Below are 4,061 nucleotides of genomic sequence, written 5' to 3'. Positions count from 1 at the left end.
ACCAGTTGCCTTTGGAAGACTGCATATTGCACCTATTGTCAATGATTTTTTTGTTCAGTATCCAGAAGTAAAGCTAGATTTGAGATTGAGCGATGGATTGTCTAACTTGGTGGAAGAAGATTTAGATATTGTAATTCGCATTGGAAATCTTGATCGGTCTGGAGCAAATCTAATTTTGCGTAAGATTGCCTCGTATACACGCCTGGTTTGTGGTAGTTCAACGTATTTCAAACAGCATGGTAAACCCAAACATCCAGACGAGTTAGCAAATCATAATTGTCTATTGTTTACTTATTTCATGGGGTACGATATTTGGCGATTCAAACGAGATACTGAATTTTGTGAGGTTAAAGTAAGTGGTTCTTTAATATCAAGTAATTCTGAGGTACTCCGCCAAGTCTGTTTGGATGGAACGGGTTTGATTTTGATGCCAACTTGGTTAATTGGTGAAGACATCCGAAAAGGGAAGTTGCAAGGAGTGCTAACCGATTGTCAAGTATATCCCCAAACCAGTATAGATATGGGCATTTATGCGCTTTATTTGCCAAATCGCAGAAATTCGCTGCGGGTCAAAGCATTTATCGATTTTTTAATCAAACGATTTGGTAATCCGCCTTACTGGGAAGAAACCACGCTTTGAAATGGGTTATGGAAATGATGATAGGACTTACGCACAATTTACGGAATAACGAACCACAGAGGCGCAGAGGACACAGAGAAATCAGAGTTTGAGAGATATTTTGCGTAAGTCCTAGATGATTCAAGGTGGATATTATATCAAGAGGCGGAGGGGCAAAGGAGAAATGCTTACTGCAACTTCCCCACTCCCCACTCCCCATCAACCTGTATTTCTCATCCCAGCAGCAATACCATTAATAGTTAATAATGCCCCTCGCAGTAACTCGCCTTTGCTGTAACGGGAGTGAATTACTCCAGATGTAGCACTAGTATTTTGGGACTGGCGTAGGCGCTTGAGTAGTGAAACTTGGATAAATCCCAAGGGGACAATTGTGCCATTGCGTAGCTGTACCGATCTTTGCAATACAGGATCACCATCTAACAGTCGATTGTGATCGGTAATTTTTAAGACTAAATCTCTTGTCAGATAGAATTCGCTAGCAATTTGGTCAAAAACCTTGGCAAAGCGGAGTTGATCTTCTGGTTTTGACAATTCTTGGACGTAGTGATGTGCCATTTGCATATCTACTTTTGCCAAAGTCATCTCGGCCTTGGAAATTACCATCTTGAAGAAAGGCCACTTAACGTAAAAGTAGCGCAGTAATTTCAGATGTTCTTCTGGTTCTTCGTTCAAAAATTCTTGTAATGCTGTGCCAACGCCGTACCAGGAAGGCAGTAAAAAGCGGGTTTGTGTCCAGCTGAATACCCAAGGAATAGCTCGCAGACTGCTTAAATCTTTCTTACCAGATGGACGCCGGGCGGGACGGGAGCTAATTTGCAATTGGCTAATTTCTTCAATTGGCGTTACTTCATGGAAGAAGTCAACAAAATCAGGTTGCTCGTAGATTAAAGCACGATAATGTTGACGCGATCGCGCTGCTAATTCTTCCATAATCTCATTCCAGGGTTCGATATCATCAAACCCCGTCCGCAGTAGACTAGCTTGAATCACAGCCGTAGTAATGGTTTCCATGTGGTACAAAGCCAAGTCCAACAAAGAGTATTTGGAAGCCAAAACTTCTCCTTGTTCGGTAATTTTGATTCGCCCATTAATACTGTGACCAGGTTGAGCTAAAATCGCCTCGTAAGCAGGTCCCCCGCCTCGTCCCACAGAACCGCCGCGTCCGTGGAAAATCCGCAGATTCACGCCATAGTTTTCTGCTATTTGTTGTAGTGATTTTTGGGCTTTATGAATTTCCCAGTTACTACTTAAAAAACCAGAGTCTTTGTTGCTGTCAGAATACCCCAGCATCACTTCTTGCAAGTTAGGAGTGAGGGGGGAGTCTTGAGTGCTGAGTGCTGAGTGCTGAGTGCTGAGTGCTGAGTGCTGAGTGCTGAGTGCTGTTAGCGGATAGCTAGGGTTTAGCCCGTGTTGAGTGTTGAGTGTTGAAGAGTCAGTCGCGTCAGCAGTTTCTCTGACTTGAGCGGACTGGTGTTGCTGACTAGACTCAGCACTCGGTACTCGTTGCTCGGCACTGTTATAGCCGCCGGCTAACAAAGCGCGATATAACGGTAATTCAAACAGTTGTCGCATGACGCTTCTGGAGCGTTGCAAGTCTTCTACTGTCTCAAATAAGGGAACAACTTGAATAGTTCCGACAGCAATAGCGGGGTCAAAAAGTCTGGCTTCTTTGGCTAACAGCAACACTTCTAACACGTCGCTGACGTCGCGGCACATACTGATAATATAAGTTTGGCAGATGTTAAGGCCAAATTCTTGTTGCAGCGATCGCACGACGCGAAAAGTTTCAATTACATCGTTGGTTTTTTCGGAAAATGGCAATTCTGCCGGAATTAATGGCCTCCGGGTTTGCAGTTCTCCTGTTAGCCAAGCGACTCTTTGCTCCTCAGATAGTTCGTTGTAAGGTTGAGATAATATTTGCAGGTATTCCAATATCTCATTTAGCGCATCGGCGTGGCGGGATGATTCTTGGCGGATATCTAGCCGTGTCAAGTTAAAACCAAAAATTTCTACCTGACAGACGAGATTTTCTAATTCCCGACAGCTTAAACCTGTTTCTGTTAAGTTGCGCTGAATCATCCGCAGTTCTGCTAAAAAGTCGGTTTCCGAAAGATACAGGGGGCTATCTTGATTTTTTGGCGTTTCCCGATTATATAAAGCTAGATTGCGATCGCGAGTATTTTCCAGCCGTTTCAGCACATAAGCCAGTTTTAACCGATAAGGTTCTTGGCGATAACGCAGCGCCAGTGCATCGTAGACTTCGCTTAACTGCGATTGATCCAATTCTAGAGATTCCAGCAAATCTGGTAAGACATCGCTCCAGTGCATCGATACACTCAACAATTCAATCAGATGTTTTACTGACTGGATATATTTCCCTAGCACCATTTTGCGCTGATAGCAAGCTGTCTGCCAGGTGATTTCGGGTGTGACTGATGGATTCCCATCTCTGTCTGAGCCTACCCAGGAGCCGAAAGAGCAAAAGTTTTTACTTGGTGGTTCTAGCCAAGGAAAAGTACTCGATAGCGTGTGTTTGAAACGTTTATACAGTTGGGGGATGCCATCAAATAAAACTTCTTGGAAGTAGTGTAGAGCATAATCTACTTCATCTAGCACAGTAGGTTTGAACTGGTGAAGTTCGTCGGTGCGCCACCACAGGCGAATTTCTTCAAGCAATTGTTCGCGGACATCTGCTGTTTCCCAAGAATATCCCCCGTCTGTGATCCCAGAATGGTTTTCTAAGGTATCCAGTTTTTGCAAGAGTTGTACCACCTGTCGCTGCTTATCCCGGATGGTATGACGAACAATTTCCGTCGGGTGCGCTGTGAAAACTAAGCGCACATCCAGATGGGCAATTAGACGTTGAATTTGCTGGGGTGGTACATTCAGTTTGAATAAATAGGGAAACAAGGCAGCAAAAGTACCTTTTGGTTTGACTTGCGCTTTTGGTACATAACTTTTTCTCAGGAACTCTGCTGCTATTCCCGTGCTAACAGGCGCGTCATCTTCTCTTTGATTAGATGAATAGTTGGCATTGGATGGTGTTTCTGGCTCTGTTGACTCTGTTTCTGCCTCATAGCGACTCAATTGCTGCCGTTGTTCGTATTCCTGCTCTATGATATTAATCAACTGAAAATATAGAGCGAAAGCCCGAGCCGCGCGAATTGCTTCGTTAATATTTAGTTGTTCAATCAATTTGACGGCTGAGGATGCTTGGTCATTTGTTGCTTGTCCTTCTGGTGAACATAAATCACGCAACTGCCGCAACAGTTCTACCATGTTTTGACCGCATTCTTGCCGGAGAACTGACTCCCACAATTCTTCCACTACCTGGAGACGATGACGCAAAAATAATTCCGACACCGGGTATATATCCGCAGTTTGAGACGAAGAGTATAAAAGGGAACCCATATTCTCTATT

At 44.0% G+C, this 4,061-nt stretch carries 2 protein-coding genes; one reads left to right on the top strand and one right to left on the bottom strand.

Features of this window, described 5'->3' with window-relative positions; translation table 11 throughout:
* On the top strand, positions 1-640 hold a 640-nt coding region (locus tag ACEW80_RS01960; protein ID WP_373524986.1), incomplete at its 5' end, for a substrate binding domain-containing protein.
* A 198-nt stretch (positions 641-838) separates the two neighbouring features.
* Here ACEW80_RS01960 and ACEW80_RS01955 read toward each other — a convergent pair.
* Complete coding sequence (locus ACEW80_RS01955; protein ID WP_373524985.1) at positions 839-4,051, bottom strand: phosphoenolpyruvate carboxylase; 3,213 nt, start codon at positions 4,049-4,051, stop codon at positions 839-841.
* Between the last annotated feature and the right edge of the window lie 10 nt (positions 4,052-4,061).

Origin of the sequence: Nostoc sp. (assembly GCF_041747015.1) — a bacterium.
In the GTDB taxonomy this organism is placed as follows: Bacteria; Cyanobacteriota; Cyanobacteriia; order Cyanobacteriales; family Nostocaceae; genus Nostoc.
Note: the sequence above shows the minus strand (reverse complement) of the source record. Positions and strands in the feature narration are given on the sequence as shown.

Bases quoted from the DNA above. Each gene is read 5' to 3' on its own strand.
- ACEW80_RS01955 (WP_373524985.1), bottom strand. From the start codon at position 4,051: ATGGGTTCCCTTTTATACTCTTCGTCTCAAACTGCGGATATATACCCG.